Below are 19,279 nucleotides of genomic sequence, written 5' to 3' on the forward strand. Positions count from 1 at the left end.
GTTATGAAGGGGAGGGATGCCGATGTTCAGCGTGTGGCAGCAAAAGCGGCGAAGCATGTTCGTCAAGTTTTCGGCAGCTTTCATACTCGTTGGTTTGATTCCGTTGCTTGCGCTCAGCTATTATTCCGTCCAGACGTTTACGGGCCATGTGGAGCGGTATACGTCTAACAATTTGAATCAAATGATGCTTTACATGAGCTATAACCTCAATTCGGTGTTCAAAGATTACGACGATGTGTCTCAGCTCATGTATACAGGGAGATATGACGGTTTCTACGAAGGCTCGAACGACAATCAGAGCTATAACGTCAATGAGCTGGAGCAAATCAATTCCATGCCGATCGACGGTTTTTTGAAGACGATCATCTTTAGCGATTCCTATATCCGGACAGCCTATTTCGTAAGGTCCTCGGATAACAAGCTTTTTTACCAGTACAAAGAAAATCAAGTATTTCAGCCCGAGCTGCTTCCGATCGAAGAATGGGGCAAAAGCTTCGACGAGAAGAAAAACAAAATCGCGATATTTCCGATGCACAAAGAAAGCTACTATAAAAATTCGGATGTGAACGTAATAACGGTCGGCCGTAATTTGATCGACGTATCGGGCACGCTTACAAGCGAGCCGAAGGTGCTCGGGACGCTTTACTTCGATGTCGATATCGCCGTGTTCGATCAGTTTTTCAAAGAGCTGAGCATCGGGAAGGACGACGAGCTTTATGTGCTGGACAGTGAAAACAGCGTGTTCTTCAGCAATATGGACATCATGGGCAAGAAAGACGAGCTGCTGCGGACTTCTAACGATGACACGCTTGTGTTAACGGAGACCATTCCGTATTTGAAAGGGCAAGTGACCGCCTTATTCGTGAAAAAGGACCTGTACGAGCAGTTGGTGACCACGCGTCTTGCCGTCTATATCGCGATCTTCGTCAGCGCGGTCGTACTTATCGTCATGGGCGCATGGTTCTCGCGCAGGTTGGCCGCTCCGATCAGCAGTCTGATCAAGCAGATGATCAAGGTCGAGTCGGGCAACTTGGATGCCCAGGTCGAAATCAAAGGCAATGATGAAATGGGCAGGCTCGGCCATGGCTTCAATCGGATGGTCGAACGCTTGGGGATTTTTATCAACGATGCCTATGTTGCGGAAATCAAGCAGAAGCAGGCGGAGCTTAATGCGCTGAAGAGCCAAATCCGGCCGCATTATTTATACAACACGCTGGAGGTTATCCGCATGAACGCGGTTCATAATGACGCTGACGAGGTGGGCGATATGATTTTATCGTTGTCCAATCAGCTGAAGTACGTCATTGATTACGGTGAGGATTGGGTATCGCTACAGCAAGAGCTTGATCATCTTCGGGACTATTTTTATATCATCCAAGTGCGTTATGAGAACCGCTTCGAGCTGCGCGTTCATCTTTCCGAGCAGGTAGATCCTAACTGGCCCGTGCTGAAGCTGTCGCTGCAACCGATCGTGGAGAATGCGATCCAGCATGGCGTGCGGCCCAAAGGCAAAGGGACTGTCGGCATATCCGTCGAAGCGGCGGATGGACAACTTGCGATTACGGTGTACGACGACGGCGTCGGCATGGAGAAGGAGCAGCTTCAGCGCTTGAACGAAATGTTATCCGATCCGAGCACCCCCTCTAAGCATGTCGGTATCAAAAACGTCCATGAACGAATCAAAACGGTATGCGGCAGCGAGTACGGGCTAACCATCAGCAGCCGCCAGCATGTCGGTACATCGGTTCATTTGGCTATGCCGATCAAGGAGGGCGATGGACATGATTAAGGTTATACTTGCCGACGATGAGCCGCTTATTATCAAAGGGTTGCGCAAGCTCATCAATTGGGAGTCGATGGGCCTCGACATTGTAGGCCAAGCCTACGACGGCAATGAGCTGCTCGAATTAATCGAAACCAGCCAACCGGACATTATCATCAGCGATATTAGCATGCCGCATCGAACGGGAATCGAGATCATCAAAGAACTGAAGCGAAGAAACCATCCCGCCAAGGTGATATTCATTAGCGCTTATCAAGAGTTTTCCTACGCGAGAGATGCCGTTACGTACGGCGCTGCCGACTATTTGGTCAAACCCGTCGTGAAGCAGCAGTTGGAAGACGTGCTGCTTGGCGTGCTGTCGTCTATTACAGAGCAGCAGGAAGAGTTAAAGCGGAAGAACAAGCTTCAGCACTTGGAGAAGAAGAACAGGCATGAAGAGCTGCAGGAGTGGCTGCTTCAATTGACGGACGGCACGCTAACGCCGCATTCGGAGGCTTACCGGCTGCTGGCTGCGGAACTGCCCGGTCCCCTATATTCCGTTGCCATTATCGAGATCGATCAGTTCAAGGACGGTTCGGACCGTTGGGCGGAGAAGGAAGGACGGCTCATTGAATTTGCGATTGGCAACATCGTGCAGGAAATCGTCGTTGCCTCGCATAACGGGTTCGCTTTTCTAAAGGATCATAAATTCGTAGCCGTTATCAGCCACACGGATCGTAATGGGGCTGCTGCGATAGCGGACAACATCGTACACAATATCATGGTTTATTTGAAATTGAGCGTTTCTGCGGGAGTGAGCGAGCCCGTCGACGGAACGGATCGACTGGAGCACGCTTATCGATATGCGGAGCAGGCGTTGCAGATGAACTATTTTCTCGGGCGCGGCAAGGTCATCGCTTATGAGGCTCAAGAATCCAAGCAGCCGTTCGATAAAGAGCTATACGGCATGCAAATGGAGGTTGTACGCGGCCTGACGGCGAATGCGTGGCCGGATGCCGTTCAAGCTCTGATCAAGCTGCTAGCGATCGTTAGATCGGGCGCTTACGGCAACCGTACGCTCGCCGTATCGACGAGTCTTTCTTCCGTGCTATTTATTTTGCAGGAAATGAGCAAAAATGGCGTTCAACTGCCTGACGGCGCGATCGACATGCATGAGCTGCAGAGCAGGCTCGGCTCCTGCGGGACGTTCGAGCAATTGCAGGATGAAACGATCCGCGCGATCGAGCAAATACACTCCATGGTGGACGTCGATGCCGGGAATAAGGACAAAATATTGTTAGCCAAAATCAAGCAATATATCGAGATGAACTATGCGCAAGAAATTACGCTCGAATCCGTCGCCGGCATTGCGTTCATGAACCCTTATTACTTCAGCAGCTTCTTCAAAAAACATACGAAGCAGAACTTCAAGCAATACGTTACCGAGGTTAGAATGAAGCATGCGATCAGGCTGCTCCTTCATACGGATGGGATGGTATACGAAATAGCGGAGCAGGTCGGGTACAACAACGCCCGGCATTTCAGCGATATGTTCAAGAAGCAATTCGGCCAGCTGCCGAACGATTACCGCCAGGAACGGAAAAAAAGCGAATGACCGGGCTTCCGGTCATTTTCGTTTTAAGGGAAGCGTCAGAACGTGTCAACGATCTTAAATTAACCGCATACGCGGCTTAAAAAAGTTCATTCTAACGGATTTCGAACGATGTTACTCTATGTACAGGGAAAGCGTATACACTCGATGCTGCGCACATCGACGACCCAATCCCGGAACACACATATCAAAGGGGAGGCTTATACACATATGAACAAAAAATCATGGACTCAGCTTGCATCAGTAGCCATTGCTACTTCACTCGTATTGACGGCATGCGGGGGAAACAATAACGGCGGAAATACGAACAACACCGGCGGGACGAATGAAGGGACGGCAACGAACGCGCCGGGCAAGGAAGAGGCGAAAGAGGTCACCTTCTCGATCGGATACGCAACCGGCGATCCTGCCAATAAAAAGGCAATCGGCGATGCAATTAATGCTTTCACGGATGCGAATCCGAATGTCAAAATCGTCGATATCAGCGAAGGCACAACTTCCTCTTACTTAGATTGGCTCAAAACGAAGGATGCAGTCGGCGAATTCCCTGATCTCGTAGAAATGCGTGATACGGAGATATTCGCAAACGCTGGCAAAATTGCCGAGCTGCCGACGGATCTACTTGACCTATTTGGTGAAGTGCCGAAGGTTGACGGCAAAGTCTATAACGCGCCTTTGACGCTGAATGCACCGCAAGGCATCATTTATAGCAAAAAAGCTTATACGGACGCAGGCATTACCGAGCTTCCGAAAACATACGACGAATTTCTTGCCGCGCAAGAAAAGTTGAAAGCGACAGGCATTACGCCGATCGTCGTTGGCGGCAAAGATATTTTCCATATGGGCTTCTGGCTTAACAAGTTCCTGATTGACGATGTCTATTCCAAGGATGCGGACTGGAACTCCAAGCGCACAGCGAAAACGGTTAGCTTCACCGACGAAGGTCCCGTGCAAGCAATGACGGATTACAAAGAGCTGTTCTCGAAATACGTCGACAAAGGCTGGCTCAGCACGGCCGACAACCAAACGGCATCGATTCTCGTATCGGGCAAAGCGGCGCAGCTGTTCTCCGGTCCGTGGATGTTCACGCAGATCGCGGAAGCCGATCCGAACTTCGATTTTGGCTACTATCCGTTGCCGGACAGAGAAGGCGGCATCAACGTCATTGGTTTGCCGTCGCCAGCCGGCTGGACATTGTCCGCTGAAGCGGCTAAAGACGCGGACAAAGCGGAAGCGATCAAATCGTTCATCAAGTTCTTCTTCACTAAAGAGCAATACTCGAAGTTCTTGAAAGCGGCTAACGGCATTCCTTCGACGAAAGAAGAAGTATCGTATGAATCGACGCCGCAAATGCAAGATGTATTGAAACTGATGACTAATCAAGACGTGAAAAAATCGCTAGCGATCAATAACTGGTGGGGCGAGAACCAAATTCCTCCGCAATTCCGCAACTGGTTCTACAAGCTGATGCAGGATCTAGTGCTTAAGGATGCGGACGTAAAAGAGTACATGTCCAAAGCGGACGCGGAGTACGATACGCAGGTTAAGGCAAACCAGCAGTAATAGAATGAAGTCGGATGGAGCCGGGGCCTTTGCACACTGCAAGGGCCTCCGTTAATCCGGCGTTTAATTGGAGGAGGAGAGCACCATGGCCATGCCGCGTGCAAACAAAAAGAAAAAGAAAAAATGGCAGATCTATGCGGTTTTGTTCATCTTGCCGTCTTTCTTATTGTATACGCTGTTCGTTATCGTACCGACGATCAGCAGCATGTACTTAAGCTTAACGTCATGGGATGGCGTTAGCAGCGATATCCGGTTTATCGGACTAAGCAACTTCGTTGAAATATGGAATAGCGAACGGGTTCATAACGCGCTGAAAAATACGCTGCTTATGGCGGTAGTGTTGGTTTTGTTGGAAAATATAGTCGCCATGGCGCTTGCGATTTTCGTCGATCAAGTGAGATGGTTCCGAAATTTGTTCCGCAGCGTGTTCTACTTCCCGGTGCTGCTAAGCGGCATCGTTATGGGTTTCGTATGGACGATTATCCTAAATTACAACTTCGGCGTATTGAATCAACTGCTGGAAGTCATTGGACTGGGCCAGCTTAAGGCGGATTGGCTCGGGAATCCCGATTATGCCCTTATTTCGATCATTCTGTCGACGGTTTGGAAATCGGCGGGCTACTACATGATTATTTATTTGGCCGGATTGCAGAGCATTCCGCAGGATCTGTCGGAAGCGGCAGGCATCGACGGAGCGAACAGATGGCAGCAGTTCCGCCATATTACGTTCCCGCTGCTTGCGGGTGCTATGACGGTGTGTATCGTGCTCTCCATGATCAGCGCGCTCAAAATTTTCGACCAAATCGCGGTCATGACCGACGGCGGCCCTGGATTCGAGACCGAGACATTGACGTATATCATTTACAAAGTAGGCTTCGGCGAGCTGCGTCAAGGCTTCGGTACGGCGCTTGCGCAAGTGCTTTTCGTGCTCATCATGATCGTAACGGTTATTCAGGTGAAATTTTTGCGGAAGCGGGAGGTGCAGCTCTAAGATGCAGAAGAGAAGAAAGCTTAACGACATCCTGTTGTTTGCAGGGACGCTGCTGCTCGCTCTCGTGTTTTTCTTCCCGATTTTGTTCAATATCATGTCGGCGTTCAAGAGCAATGCGGAAATTATGAAAGACGCCATCGCTTTTCCGAAAGGCTTGTATCTGGACAGCTTCAAATATTTGCTGATGGAGACGGAGTATCCTCGGGCGATCTTGAACAGCTTGATCCTAACGGCTATCTCGATTTTGTTCATGATATTGCTCATCCCGATGGCGGGTTATGCCATTGAGCGTCATGACAAGAGATGGACGCGCGCCGTATTCGTCTTCTTTCTTGCAGGCATGATGATTCCGTTCCAGGCGTACATGATACCTTTGTTCAAGGAATTAAAAATGCTGGGGCTGTACGGTAATCTGGCGGGACCTGTTATGATCTATATTTCCGGGTCAGTCGGCTTTGGCAGCTTACTGTATACGAGCTTCCTGAAGGGCATTCCGAAGGAGATCGAGGAATCCGCTGAAATCGACGGCTGCTCGAAGTACGGGATATTCTGGCGCATCGTCTTTCCGCTGCTCGGACCGTGTACGGCTACACTGGTTGTACTGAACGGCCTTGGGATATGGAACGATTTCCTTATGCCGATGCTTGTCCTGCCTTCGGGCCAAACGAAGACGATGATCGTCGAGATCTTCTACTATGTCGGCGAGTTTTCGTCCCGTTGGGACATGATCTTCGCTGGAACGACGATGTCGATCATCCCGATTCTGATCGTATTCCTGTCGCTGCAGAAATACTTCGTCAAGGGTATCGCTTCGGGTGCTATTAAAGGGTAAATTATAGGTAAGTAGAGAGACAGCGCTTAAAGGTGAGTTCTTCGCCTTTAAGCGCTGTCTCTTTGCAATGTGCGGAGTCGGACGTTAGTTATTTGCACGTATACCTTAGTTTCATCCAATGTTATGGGGTGTAATCGTTTTTATAATAGTAGTGAACAATGGAATCCCTTATGGCTTGTGATGAGGCGCAGCGCGGTACTCGGTAGGCGAAAGGCTCGTTTCTTTGCGGAAAAACTTCGTAAAATGGCTTGTGTCCTGGAAGCCTATCTGGTCGGCTATTTCCTTGATGCTCAGCGGTGTTGTGGTCAGCAGAAGCTTGGCGCGCTCGACGCGCTTAAGGCCTACGTATTTCATTGGCGGTACGCCAAGGTGCTTCTTGAAATAGGCGATAAAGTAGTTAGGGTGCAGATGGACAGCCTCGGCCATTTGCTCAACGGTGATGCTTGTGTTCAGATGTGAGGCCACATATTGCTGAATCACGGCAAGCCGGCTTATCTCATCCGAACGATGCTGCAATACACGTACTTTCACGTCATCGAGGTAATGCGCGACAAGCTCTAGCAGCATCGCTTTCTCCCGTAGGCGAGCGGCTATCGTATGCTGCCATTTGGCATCCACCATAGCTTGGAAAAGCGTCGTTATGCGGTTCGAATCTTGCACATCGATACATAGCGGCATGCCGATCCATTGAAACAGATCGAACGGTCCGGCCGTAATCGAGAAATGGCACCAATATTTCAAGAAGGGACGACGGCCGTTAACGGTGCCGAAGGATATCGGAGCATGTGCTGGCGCAATGAACAGCTGACCAGCCTTCGGGGTATATTCGGTATCGCCGACCCGTATCCAGCCTTCGCCTTCGCATATGTAATACAGTTTATTGTAAGGTGGATGAGTGACATCTTCGCCCCACTCATTGGATACTTGCGTGTAATCGGCAGCATGAATTTGCAACTGAATCGATTGCAGCAGATCGGACAAAGTCTGTTGTTCGTCAAGAAATAACATAAGTTCACCTGCAGTCGGCATGAATGGTCGTACAAATTCTATAGTAAAGCAATCTTAGCGTAATTCATAGAACCATTCCAAACGGAGGTTATTAAATGACGAATCAGCTTGAAAAACGTATCTGGTACAAACAGCCAGCTGGCGCATGGGAAGAAGCGCTGCCGATCGGCAACGGAAAGTTAGGAGGCATGGTGTTCGGCGATCCGAAGCGCGAACGAATCGCGCTTAATGAGGACAGCGTATGGTACGGAGGCCCGCGGGATCGGAACAATCCAAGTGCGCTGCCTAACCTTCCTAAGATTCGCAGTCTGCTTAGTGAAGGCAAGCTTCGCGAAGCAGAGGAGCTCAGTGTGATGGCGCTGTCCGGCGTCCCCGAATCGCAACGCCACTACTTGCCGCTAGGCGATCTTGCTTTGCAATTCCGGTACGAGAATAACGATGTATCGGAGTATACGCGCGAGCTGGATGTCTTCAGCGGCATTGCCGCCGTATCGTATCAGATGGGAAGCGTTAAGTATTTAAGAGAAAGCTTCGCAAGTTTTCCGGACGAGTCGATCGTTACGCGTATAACGGCTGACCAGCCGGGAAGCATTAGCTTCACCGCGAGGCTGCTTCGCGGTCCCGGCAACCGTTTTTATGATGAGCTGGTGAATGCCAATGATGCAGGGAATACGCTGCTTATGCGGGGCAACTGCGGCGGGGCTGGAGGCATGGAGTTCCGCATGGCGCTGAAGGCTGTCGCCGAAGGCGGCAGCGTTAAGATTATAGGCGAGCATCTTATCGTCGACAAGGCTGACAGCGTTACGTTATTGCTAACCGCTGCAACCGAGTTTCGGCATGAAGATCCAGAATCGTATGTGCTGCATTCGGCTGACACGGCAGGGACATACTCCTATGAGGAGCTTCGAGCAAGACATGTGCAGGATATTAGCCGTCTTACCGAGCGTGTGACACTGAAGCTTGGCGGAGAAGAGCTATTCGACCAATTAACAACGGATGAGCGGCTCAAGTGGGTACAGCAGGGCGAAGAGGATAGCGGTCTTATGGCGCTTTATTATCATTTTGGACGTTATTTGTTATGTGCCAGCAGCCGTCCCGGCTCTTTGCCGGCGAATCTGCAGGGGATCTGGAACGATAAGATGCTTCCGCCTTGGGACAGCAAATATACGATTAACATCAATGCGCAAATGAACTATTGGCCAGCGGAATCGGGCAATTTGGCAGAATGCCATGAGCCGTTGTTCGACCTGATCGAGCGGATGCGCGAACCGGGCCGTCATACGGCTCGCGTGATGTATAATTGCGGCGGCTTCGTTGCTCATCATAATACCGATATATGGGGCGATACGGCGCCGCAGGATCTTTATTTGCCGGCGACCTATTGGCAGATGGGCGCCGCTTGGCTTTGCTTGCATCTATGGGAGCATTATGAATACAGCTTAGACAGAAGCTTCTTGGAGAAGGCCTATCCGACGCTGAAGGAAGCAGCTCAGTTCTTCGTTGAATTTTTGATCGAGACAGACAACGGCTTGCTCGTTGCGTCGCCGTCGGTATCGCCGGAAAATACGTATATTTTGCCGAGTGGACAATCAGGTGTTCTATGCGTTGGCTCGTCGATGGACAGCCAAATTTTATATGAGCTGTTTGGTGCCTGTATCGAAGCGTCGCGAACGCTTGCGGTAGACGAGACGGAGAGGGCGCAATGGCAGGGAATCGTGGAGCGCTTGCCGCAGCCTAAGATCGGCAAGCATGGACAAATCCAGGAATGGCTGGAAGATTACGAGGAGGCCGAGCCGGGACATCGGCATATTTCGCATTTGTTCGCCCTTCATCCTGGCAAGCGATTCACCGTACGCGGAACGCCGGAATGGGCGGAAGCGGCCAAGGTAACGCTGGAGCGCCGATTGGCGAGCGGAGGCGGTCATACCGGCTGGAGCAGAGCGTGGATCATCAACTTCTGGGCTAGACTTGAGGAAGGCGAGAAAGCTTATGACAATGTTCATGCGCTTCTCAGCCATTCGACGCTGCCGAATTTGTTCGACAATCATCCGCCGTTCCAAATCGACGGCAACTTCGGCGGTTCGGCAGGCATCGCCGAAATGCTTGTGCAAAGCCATGAAGGCGAGATTCATCTTCTTCCTGCGCTGCCAAAGGCATGGGCCAACAATGGAGAGTTAGCAGGTATTCGTGCTAGAGGCGGTTATTCGGTCGACCTTCGTTGGGCAGACGGCCGGTTAACGGATGCAACCATTCGCTCGCAAGCAGGAGGAAGTTGCATTGTCCGGGCTGCTGGACTAACAGGCGTAGAGGAAGAGGGCGAATCATCAGTTGCTTATCGTATATCGGAAAACGGCGTTGGGAGCTGGGAAGCTGCGGCTGGCCGCAGCTACCGCTTGAAATTTAACCATTAAAATATGCATTCATATATAAATTGGTTGTTCCAAAAGTGTTCGCACGACATGGTATGTCCTAATTAACTCACGAAGGGCCTCTAAATTCCACTATAAAGTGGAGCTTGGAGGCCCTTTTTTCATGTCAGGGGGATAGATGGATTTCATCCAGGCTAATCAATATTTATACGATAAATCATATAAACTAAACTTACGGATATGCCAAATCAAGGTTTTTGATCGAAAAATCGTACAAAATCATAAACTTCGTGGATGAATTAGCCACTTTTGTATGACAAATCGTATAAGTTCTGACTAGTTACATCGTGTGTATCAGATATTGTGTGAGAAATCATATAAATTGAGATCATATCTAATTGGTTAATTGTTAATAAGCTTTTTACGATAGTTATACGATAGCCGACAACACGAAATAACGTCACAAAAAACTCAGCATTATCGCCTAATATAAGTGCATGGTATAGTATAATCTATAGGAGCTTGGATTACTTGCGAAGGAGGAGTTAGAATGGGTGTACCGGTTGGCGTGTGGATAGCCGCAGCTATTATCGTTGTTTTATTATGCTGGATGACGTTCTGGGTAACTAACAAGGCGTACTCCAAGAAGTGGGATGACCAAGAGGAAGACAAAATATAAAGCGTGGGATGCTTAGGCGCGCTGTCTGGAGTTATAAATATGGATGAGCTTGAACAGGTGCAGGAGACGGTTCGTCCAAGCACGCATAAAAAATGCTCGCACTGCGGGCAGAGCAAGCCAATTGCGGAGTTTCTGCGAAGGACGGGCAGGCGCTCCGGTCCCGGATCTAGACGCGGCGCATGCAAAGATTGCCGCAAGCTTCGAGCATCTGCTGCCGAACCTTCAGGGACGGCTGCCCGCGCCTCGACGGGCAAAGCTCGGACAACATTAGAGCAAGCATTGCCTGTAACAACAGCACCTGCACCAGCGCCAGTAACACCTGAAGTTTCTGCCAAAGGCGAAATTGTTCTTAGACCAACGCGCAAAGGGTTCATATGGATGCGAGGTTTGACGGATAAAGGCCGGAGATGGCATCAGGAGATCGAGCTGGCGCTGGCGAATTTGCTTGTGAAGGAAGGGATGGCTGTTATTGTCAACCGCCATACGATACGCCGGCTCTACAGCAACAAGTCTTTCCGTCAATATATACTTGCCAGAGACCAACATACCTGTTATTTCTGTGGGGAATATGGCGATACGATCGACCATAAGCTTCCGCGCGCGAAGGGCGGCCACACGACACCTGTCAACTGTGTATGCGCTTGCAATTCTTGCAATCAATCGAAGGCTGACCAAGACATTGAGTCGTTTATGAACCTATAATTCAGACGGTTTCAGCCGATTTCTCCGAAAAACCAGCCCTTTATCGAGAAGGGCAACCCCTTATTTCTCCACAAAAGGAGCCAAATCCTTGACCAGGCTGCTGCGGAATTGCCGCGGAGATAAGCCTTTCGTTTTTTTGAAAATTTTCGAAAACAATAGCGGATCATCATATCCGACGGACCTGGAAACGTCGCCGATCGACAGCTCGCTATGCTCGATGAGCTCGCAAGCCTTATTAATGCGATACAGGATCAAATAATCCTGTATGCTGAAGTGAACGTTCGCCTTGAATATCGAGCATAGATAGCTGCGATCCAGCCCGATCATCGAGGCAATGCGGGATACGCTTATTTTGCTGGCGTAATTGTGCTCGATGAAGTCGATCACTTGCTTAACGTATTGCTTCTTGCGGTTCTCCCTCTTATCGGTTGCCTGTTCAGCCGTCCCCGTTTCGACGAGCAGCGAGAGCAGCATATACAGCAGTCCGGTTAATCTCAGATCTCGCGAGCGGCTTAAATCCTTGGAATGGATAATCTGCTCCATATAGCGATAAAGCAAGTCGTCCTTATCATAGGTGAAGATGGGGGAGGCCGATGTCAGGTTGGCCTGAATGAGAAATGATTCCGCCTGTGCTCCCTGAAAGCCAAGCCAGCAATAATGCCATGGCTTGACTGAATCTGCCTCATAGTAACTAATCTGATCCGGATAGATCAGGAAACCTTGTCCTCTTTGGAGTCTATACGTATGCCCTCCCGATTCGAAGATTCCCTCGCCATCAAGCACATAATGAAGCAAGTAATGATCGCGCGCAGCCGGGCCGTGATAATGTCCCGGCATGCATTGCTCAATGCCGTACTGATTCAACTGAAGATCGGTATGCTTCACGTTTCGAGAAAGATATTCAATGATAGCGCATCACCTCGCAAGGACTCAGTCGTTAATGATGACCTCGGCTTGTATCAAAATTTTCTCATAGTTCGTTTTTGGATTCAGAATACGCCAAAGCAATTGGTCTACTGCGCGCTTGCCCAGCAGCTCTTTGTCAATATTGACGGTAGCCCAGATCGGAAGATCGGGATGCGTGTTGTCGAAGCCGGTCAAGATTAGGTTATCCGGCGGTGTTATATTCATTTGTTTAAATTGGAAAAGGCAGTTGTCCACGAGAATGTCATTGACGCAAATGAATGCTTCAGGCAAACCGTGCTGTCTGATTGCGATCGGGAACGTTTCATGGAATAAGTCAATCTCCGGTCCAATAAGCGAAGGAATCTGCTTGAGAGGTATATCGTGATCCTCAAGCGTAGCGCGAAAGCTCAGATAACGTTCATAGAAGCTAGGCGCATCCTTAATGTTGCCGACGAATTGAAAGTTGCGATAGCCTTTGCGAATTACAGCCGTCATTATTTCGCGCATGCTGGACAAGTTGTCCGTGAAAATCGAATCACTCTTGAAAGCAGGGTCGTAATGGTCCACCATCATGACGGGAATGCCTAACCGCTTGATTTCAAGCAGGATAGGCGTCGATATGGAGCCGACGGTAATAATGCCCATGATCGCATCTGGATTGAGCAGGGAAAACACGGAATCGTCCTTTGGTTCTGTCAGCGTAAGAATATTAATGCCCTTCTGATCAAGGTGAGTAGAGATCCCGTTTATTATCGGACCCCAATATAGCGATTCCGTATTCTGATAGCGAACGTTCGGGAACAACACAAGTACGGTACCCGACCATTCACGCGTAGTTAGATCGGTTAGTTCGTTCGATACAGGCGCATTCGGAGATTCCTTGAAATAGCCGAGTTGCGCGGCAGCTTTCAATATACTTTCGCGAGTCTGGGGACTGACTCCGGATTTGCCGGATAATCCGCGGGAAACGGCGAATTTGGATAACCCTGTATAGTCAGCTATAGCTTGAATAGTTACTTTACCTTTCACGATATCATCCTACTTTGGCCAGTTTAGTGGGTAGCTTTTGGCATATTAACCTTAATATTAACTGATTGGACGAGCGAGTAAAACCTTTCTTTTCATACATCGTGTGACTTTGTTCCTATGTTTGGTTGATGGAGCTAGTAAACGAAAAACGTTAGCCTCATTAACAAAAAACAAACATAATAACTTTCAATTTGTTATTTTTGTTATGTTATTAAAGATAGCATCATTTGGCATAACGCACAAGGGGGTAAATGCTATAAGAATAAGTATATTAGGCGCTTTTTCATATAGAACCAATAAAATAACATAAAAAACAATTGACCGATTTGGAAAACGATGCTAGAGTTTGTTATGTGATACAAAACGTTTTACATAACAAAAGAAAGGTTGATGCCCTAACAATAAATAACCATATTCGCGTTTTATTTTTTTAGATCAGCCTTGCAAGCGCTTTATTTCTAAGGATTTCGCTTGTTCGAACGCTGGTGAGTACCAACTGATGAACAATAAAATTGGGAGGTTCTGCTATGAGAAAGATGAAAGGGTTTACAATTTTGGTGTTGGGTCTAATGCTTCTATTAACGGCTTGCGGCGGAGGAAATAACGGCAACAACGAGGCGACAACGCCTCCCGCAAACGATGCGACGAACGCTCCAGCAGTGGAAGCTACGGAAGCTCCGACAGCTGAACCGATTGATATGGGCGGACGCGTCATTAAGGCAGCGGCTTGGTGGGACTTGAAGCCAGCGGGCAACACGGCCTCGGAGAAAGCTCGCCTCGACAAAATCGCGGAAGTCGAGAAAAAATACAATGTCAAATTCGAATTCGTAAACGTACCTTTTGAAGAATATATGCCTAAATTCACAGCATCCGTGCTGGGCGGCGAACCGTTCGCCGACATCGTCCAAATGGAGTACAAATCTGCACTGCCTGCCATTCTGAAAGGCCAGCTGCTTAAAGTGAGCGAGTTCACGACGGCAGCTAACAATATTAACAATGAAGCGAACCTGCTCTGGAAAACAGCGCCAATTGCTGGCGAAGAGTACGGCTTCGACAATCCGAACACGGGCGGCGTAGGCTTGCACTACAACCGCGACCTGTTCCAAAAGCTTGGCCTTCCTGATCCGAAAGAGCTGTATGAAAGCGGTCAATGGAACTGGGATAAATTCCTGGAAGTTGCGAAGCAAGCGACAAAAGACAATGACAATGACGGCAAAATCGACACTTACGGCTTCTCCGGTTGGGCGCTGGACGTGTTCCGCAACTTCACTTACGCGAACGGCGGATTCGTCGTTGACGAAAGCGCTAAGACGCAAGGGTTCACGGATCCAAAAACGATCGAAGCGGCTGAGTTCGTTAACCGCATGTATAACGTAGATAAAGTCGTTCGAATCAAGGGCAGCAACAAAACGGCATGGGATGAATACAACACGTTCAAAGACGGCGACGTTGCTATGTTCATCACGGCTGCATGGAACCTTGGCGGCTTGACGTTCGACCTTGGCGTTGTACCGATGCCAACAGGACCGCAAGGCGATCCTTCCATTACATTCGCCGACAATGCTGCATCAGGCAAATTTATTCCAAAAGGCGTCAAAGATGCGCAATTGGTATACCAAGCTTGGGAAGAAACGTTCGACATCCCGCAAACGGAAGATTTCCCAAGCCAAGAATGGCTTGAAGGCATCTATACGCATGAGGATGACATCTTGATCACGCGCGATCATATTAACGGAACTGGCAGAGTGCTGCTTGACGATTCGTTCCCTGAATTCCCTACTGGCTTGTTCGTAGAGGACATTATCGTGGGCAATCAATCGGTTACGGCGACTGCCGAGAAGGTTAAGCCTCTCGCGGAAGCCTCCATCGGGAAGCTCGGACAATAATAGAAGCAATTAATAGGGCATAACGGTTGGGGGATGTCGGGTGCGACCTCCCCCAACTTCATGAATAAAGCCTAAGGAGGACCTCTGGTGATAAGCAATATGCGGCTTACTCATTTAGCTGGAAAGATAGTGCTCGCTGTAATGGCATTAATCATCGTGCTGCCGATCGGAACAACCTTGCACGCGGATGCAAGCCCAGACGCCGCATCATCAGATGAACAGCAAGGCAGCAGCGCAGCCAAACAGTCGGCTTACAACGAACAAAGATATGCGCAATATTTGTCCGAATTCGAAGGAGAGGCTAGGCCTGAGCAAGAGATTGTGTTGGAAGCGGCTGATCATAGCCGCATCGAAGGGGAAGGCTTCCAGAAGCTGGAGCAATATGAGGGGATGGATGGAACCTCGCTGCTGACAGGTGAATCAGGCAGCGTAGAGTGGACGTTCCAAGTTGCCGAAGCGGGGCTGTACAACCTGTCGCTGCTCTATTATCCGGTAGAAGGGAAGAGCTCGGCGATTGAAAGATCGCTAACGATCGACGGCGAGCGCCCGTTCCGCGAAGCGGCATTCCTGCAGTTCGACCGCATCTGGAGCAATCAGAAGGAAGAAGTAGTAAGGGATAATCAAGGCAATGAGCTGCGTCCGAAGCAGATCGAGAAGCCAAGATGGAGCGAGAAGCTGTTCCAAGACTCCGACGGCTATGAGAACGAGCCCTTTTTATTTTACTTATCGCAAGGAACGCATACGATTGCCCTGGAATCGACTCGCGAGCCGATGGTCGTAAAGCAGTTGAAAATTTTGCAGCAGCGGACGCCTTTATCTTATGAAGATAGGGTTAAGCAGTATGACACAGAAGGTGTTAAACCGACTACTGGCAAGCTGATAACAATTGAAGGGGAAGCGTCGACTGCCAAATCTTCGCCTACCTTGTATCCTTTGAGCGAACGTTCAAGTGCTGCGGTGTATCCATACAGTGCTTCAAAAATAAAAATCAACACAATCGGCGGCTTCAACTGGCGACTGCCCGGTCAATGGATGGAATGGGAAGTCGAGGTGCCGGAGACGGGCCTCTATAAGATTGCCTTTAAGTCGCAGCAAAACTTCGTCAGAGGTATTTACTCTACTCGCAGGCTGACCATTGACGGCGAGGTGCCGTTCAAAGAGATGGAGAAAGTAGCCTTCCGTTATAAAGGCGGCTATCGAATGGATGTTATGGGCGGCGACGAGCCTTACCTGTACAGCCTGGAGAAGGGCAAGCATACGATTCGGATGGAAGTCAGCTTGGGCGAATTCGCCCCGCTTATCCGCGAGGTGGAAGAAAGTCTTTATAGCCTGAACGACATGTATCGCAAAATATTGATGATTACGGGCACGAAGCCGGATGAATTCCGCGACTATCAGCTCGATAAGAAAATTCCTGATCTGTTAGAAGTGTTCGGTGCTGAAAGCGACCGACTGAAGCGCATATCGAAGCAATTAGTAACGTTGTCTGGTCAATCGAGCGATCAGGAGGCGCTGCTTAAAACGATGGCGCTGCAGCTCGACGAGATGATCGACAAGCCTGAGAGCGTATCGAAGCGACTGTCCGCTTATAAGACGAATACAGGCGGTCTCGGCACTTGGGTTCAGCAGGCTAGACAACAGCCGCTCGAATTCGACGCGATCTATATCGCTTCGCCGGACAAAAAGTTTCCGAAGAAGGGCATGAGCTTCTTCTCGAAGATGAAGCATGAGGCATCGACCTTCATGTATTCCTTCTTCACCGATTACAATCAGATCGGCAACGTAACGGACAAGGCGGATCAACGTTCCGTAACGGTATGGATCGGAAGCGGCCGCGACCAAGCGAATACGATCAAAGCGATGATCGACGAGACGTTCACTTCGGCAACCGGCATTAACGTGAATCTGAAGCTCGTCAATATGGGTACGCTGCTCCCGGCGACATTGGCCGGTCAAGGTCCTGACGTAGCGATGCAGATCGAGAACGATATTCCGGTCAACTACGCGATGAGGAATGCGTCGGTCGACTTGTCGCAATTCGCAGACTTTAATGAAGTGAAGGAACGGTTCCGCTCAAGCGCACTCGTACCGTACAGCTACCAAAGCGGTGTGTATGCGCTGCCGGAGACACAGACGTTCAACATGCTCTTCTACCGCAAGGACGTGCTTGAGGAGCTGGAGCTTGAAGTTCCGGAGACATGGGATGATGTATCCAATCTTCTAGCAGTTCTTAGCAAAAACCATATGCAATTCGGCTTGCCGGTCGTTGCCCAAGCAGCCGTTCAAGGACAGAACATCCCGCCGAACTCGATGTACGCGACACTGCTCTATCAGAATGGCGGCCAGTTCTATCGCAACGATGGCAAAGAGTCGGATCTGGATTCGCGAGTCGGCATCGAGACATTCAAGCAATGGACCGAGTTCTATACCGACTATAAGCTGGAACGAGAATACGACTTTGCCAACCGCTTCCGTACCGGTCAGATGCCGATCGGCATTGCCGACTATACGACGTATAACCAGCTCTCCGTATTTGCTCCGGAAATCCGCGGCATGTGGGGCTTCGCTCCAGTTCCGGGAACGGTTAAAGAGGACGGCACGCTCGATCGTACCGTGCCAAGCGGAGGCAGCGGCGTCGTCATGATGAATGCGGCGGAAGACAAGGAATCGGCGTGGGAATTCATGAAATGGTGGACGGACGAAGCGACGCAGACGACGTTCGGCCGCGAGATGGAAGGTCTTATGGGCGCGGCGGCGCGTTATCCGACTGCTAATATTAAGGCGCTCGACAGCCTGCCATGGCCGGTTGCCGACTATGAGAACTTGAAAGAGCAGTTCGATGCCGTGAAAGGCGTGCCGGAGGTGCCTGGCGGTTACTTCACAGGCCGTCATTTGTTCAACGCATTCTACAAGTCGGTCGTTGGCGCCGTTGAAGCGCGCGAGTCGATTATGGACTACGTCCAATACATGCAAGATGAGATTCGAACGAAACGAAAAGAGTTCGGATTACCGCAATAATGGGGGGGTTAAGCGTGCAAAACTGGTTGAGCCTGAAGTTGCGGGAAGCGAAAGCGGCTAAGCATTCGTACATTTTGCTGGCTCCGTACATGCTGTTGTTCACCGTATTTACGGTATTGCCGGTGTTGATATCGATTGTACTGAGCTTTACGTACTTTAATATGTTGGAATTTCCGAAATTTATCGGCTGGCAGAACTATACGCGGCTGTTTCTAGAAGATGACGTCTTCTTGATCGCGATCAAAAATACGATTTTGTTCGCCGTTATTACCGGGCCGATCAGTTATATCGCCTGCTTCGTGTTTGCCTGGATTATCAATGAGCTGTCGCCGAAGCTGAGAGCCGTAATGACGCTCGTCTTCTACGCGCCGTCGATCTCCGGCAACGTGTTCTTCATTTGGCTGATGATCTTCTCCGGCGACCGTTACGGAATCGCGAACGGCTTGCTTATCAAGCTCGGTATTATTCTCGAGCCGCTCCAATGGCTGAAGACCGAAGCTTATGTATTGCCGATCATTATTCTTGTACAGCTGTGGCTCAGTCTCGGTACAGGCTTCCTGGCTTTCATCGCCGGCTTGCAGACGGTTGACGGCACGCTTTATGAGGCCGGTGCGGTTGACGGAATTAAGAACCGTTGGCAGGAGCTATGGTATATAACGCTGCCTTCGATGCGTCCGCAGCTCATGTTCGGTGCGGTTATTCAGTTGACCTCGGCGTTCGCCGTTGCCGACGTATCCATCGCGCTCGCGGGATTCCCGAGCGTCAACTATGCGGCAGAGACGATCGTTACGCATCTAATCGATTACGGCACGACAAGGTTCGAGATGGGCTACGCTTCTTCCATCGCGACGGTGCTGTTCATGATTATGGTGGGAACGAACATCCTTGTACAAAAACTTCTTCGTAAGGTAGGTGAATGAGC

Annotated in this window: 14 protein-coding genes; 11 read left to right on the forward strand and 3 right to left on the reverse strand. The window is 49.8% G+C overall.

What is annotated here, in order from left to right; translation table 11 throughout:
- Positions 1–22: 22 nt before the first annotated feature.
- The 5 genes from AC0YN0_RS10835 (at position 23) to AC0YN0_RS10855 (ending at position 6,760) form a co-directional block, all read left to right on the forward strand.
- On the forward strand, positions 23–1,789 hold the full coding sequence (locus tag AC0YN0_RS10835; protein ID WP_475821288.1) for a cache domain-containing sensor histidine kinase: 1,767 nt from the start codon (positions 23–25) through the stop codon (positions 1,787–1,789).
- Positions 1,782–3,377: a response regulator gene (locus tag AC0YN0_RS10840; protein ID WP_475821289.1), complete on the forward strand. Its 1,596-nt coding sequence runs from the start codon at positions 1,782–1,784 to the stop codon at positions 3,375–3,377. The genes AC0YN0_RS10835 and AC0YN0_RS10840 overlap by 8 nt, the downstream gene beginning before the upstream one ends.
- Positions 3,378–3,584: 207 nt before the next feature.
- Complete coding sequence (locus AC0YN0_RS10845) at positions 3,585–4,937, forward strand: ABC transporter substrate-binding protein (protein ID WP_475821290.1); 1,353 nt, start codon at positions 3,585–3,587, stop codon at positions 4,935–4,937.
- Positions 4,938–5,022: 85 nt separating this feature from the next.
- Positions 5,023–5,928: a carbohydrate ABC transporter permease gene (locus AC0YN0_RS10850; protein WP_475821291.1), complete on the forward strand. Its 906-nt coding sequence runs from the start codon at positions 5,023–5,025 to the stop codon at positions 5,926–5,928.
- Between the two features lies 1 nt (position 5,929).
- The gene (locus AC0YN0_RS10855) at positions 5,930–6,760 is read left to right on the forward strand and encodes a carbohydrate ABC transporter permease (RefSeq protein ID WP_442049265.1); all 831 of its coding nucleotides are present in this window, start codon (positions 5,930–5,932) and stop codon (positions 6,758–6,760) included.
- A 168-nt stretch (positions 6,761–6,928) separates the two neighbouring features.
- Here the strand turns inward: AC0YN0_RS10855 and AC0YN0_RS10860 are convergent, their stop codons facing one another.
- Positions 6,929–7,768, reverse strand: a complete 840-nt coding sequence (locus AC0YN0_RS10860) for a helix-turn-helix domain-containing protein (protein ID WP_475821292.1) — start codon at positions 7,766–7,768, stop codon at positions 6,929–6,931.
- Positions 7,769–7,863: 95 nt separating this feature from the next.
- Between AC0YN0_RS10860 and AC0YN0_RS10865 the strand changes: the two genes are divergently transcribed.
- The 3 genes from AC0YN0_RS10865 (at position 7,864) to AC0YN0_RS10875 (ending at position 11,518) form a co-directional block, all read left to right on the forward strand.
- On the forward strand, positions 7,864–10,179 hold the full coding sequence (locus AC0YN0_RS10865; protein ID WP_475821293.1) for a glycoside hydrolase family 95 protein: 2,316 nt from the start codon (positions 7,864–7,866) through the stop codon (positions 10,177–10,179).
- Positions 10,180–10,687: 508 nt separating this feature from the next.
- Positions 10,688–10,816 (forward strand): hypothetical protein, encoded by a 129-nt coding sequence (locus tag AC0YN0_RS10870; RefSeq protein ID WP_442049262.1) that lies wholly within the window; start codon positions 10,688–10,690, stop codon positions 10,814–10,816.
- Between the two features lie 39 nt (positions 10,817–10,855).
- On the forward strand, positions 10,856–11,518 hold the full coding sequence (locus AC0YN0_RS10875) for an HNH endonuclease (protein ID WP_475821294.1): 663 nt from the start codon (positions 10,856–10,858) through the stop codon (positions 11,516–11,518).
- 60 nt (positions 11,519–11,578) lie between these two features.
- Here AC0YN0_RS10875 and AC0YN0_RS10880 read toward each other — a convergent pair whose 3' ends face one another.
- Together AC0YN0_RS10880 and AC0YN0_RS10885 are read right to left on the reverse strand one after the other, a co-directional pair.
- Positions 11,579–12,403 carry an AraC family transcriptional regulator gene (locus AC0YN0_RS10880; RefSeq protein ID WP_475821295.1) on the reverse strand — a complete coding sequence of 275 codons (825 nt, stop codon included), beginning with the start codon at positions 12,401–12,403 and terminating at the stop codon, positions 11,579–11,581.
- Between the two features lie 45 nt (positions 12,404–12,448).
- Complete coding sequence (locus tag AC0YN0_RS10885; RefSeq protein ID WP_475821296.1) at positions 12,449–13,453, reverse strand: substrate-binding domain-containing protein; 1,005 nt, start codon at positions 13,451–13,453, stop codon at positions 12,449–12,451.
- A 527-nt stretch (positions 13,454–13,980) separates the two neighbouring features.
- Between AC0YN0_RS10885 and AC0YN0_RS10890 the strand changes: the two genes are divergently transcribed.
- From AC0YN0_RS10890 to AC0YN0_RS10900, 3 genes are all read left to right on the forward strand, one after another.
- The gene (locus AC0YN0_RS10890; protein ID WP_475821297.1) at positions 13,981–15,339 is read left to right on the forward strand and encodes an ABC transporter substrate-binding protein; all 1,359 of its coding nucleotides are present in this window, start codon (positions 13,981–13,983) and stop codon (positions 15,337–15,339) included.
- A 141-nt stretch (positions 15,340–15,480) separates the two neighbouring features.
- The gene (locus AC0YN0_RS10895; protein WP_475821890.1) at positions 15,481–18,357 is read left to right on the forward strand and encodes an extracellular solute-binding protein; all 2,877 of its coding nucleotides are present in this window, start codon (positions 15,481–15,483) and stop codon (positions 18,355–18,357) included.
- A 14-nt stretch (positions 18,358–18,371) separates the two neighbouring features.
- Positions 18,372–19,277 (forward strand): carbohydrate ABC transporter permease, encoded by a 906-nt coding sequence (locus tag AC0YN0_RS10900; RefSeq protein ID WP_442049257.1) that lies wholly within the window; start codon positions 18,372–18,374, stop codon positions 19,275–19,277.
- Positions 19,278–19,279: the final 2 nt, after the last annotated feature.

Source organism: Paenibacillus sp. J22P218, assembly GCF_056269195.1.